The organism is Treponema sp. R6D11, assembly GCF_054786075.1.
The window spans coordinates 1-484 of record NZ_BDHD01000838.1 but is presented as its reverse complement, the minus strand read 5'-3'; the positions used below and the strand labels follow the sequence as shown (position 1 = coordinate 484).

Below are 484 nucleotides of genomic sequence, written 5' to 3'. Positions count from 1 at the left end.
GCGAACAGATGACCCAGCCTGAGAAAGGGCAGAAAGTCATCGAAAGGGACGTGGTGGAGGTAATCACCCCCGGCACTACCGTAGACGAGGATTTTCTTGACAAGGGAAGTTCCAATTACATCTCTTGCCTCGCCGGCGCCGCAAACGCCTTTTCATTTTCTTATATCGATCTTTCCACGGGCGAGTTTTTTACGACTGGAATTCCCGCCGATTCGCCGGAGATATTGCGTCAGGAACTTGAACGCCTCAACATAAAGGAAATACTGATACAGGAATCGCTCTTGGAAGAGGATAAAAACGTCGCCTCGGCTTTTTTTGACAGAAGTAACATATTGCTAAACCGCTGGGCGGACTGGCTCTTTGATCACGTTCAGGCTAAGGCGCGTCTTGAAAAACAATTCGGCGTGGCGAACTTAAAAGGTTTCGGCCTTGACGATGGCAGTCCGCAAATAATTTCCGCGGGCACTCTTCTTGAATATCTTTA

General features: G+C 48.8%; 1 pseudogene. It reads left to right on the top strand.

The window, feature by feature from the left end:
* Window positions 1-8: 8 nt before the first annotated feature.
* Window positions 9-484, top strand: a pseudogene (locus tag ACYVTD_RS16405) (DNA mismatch repair protein MutS); the annotation flags it as partial.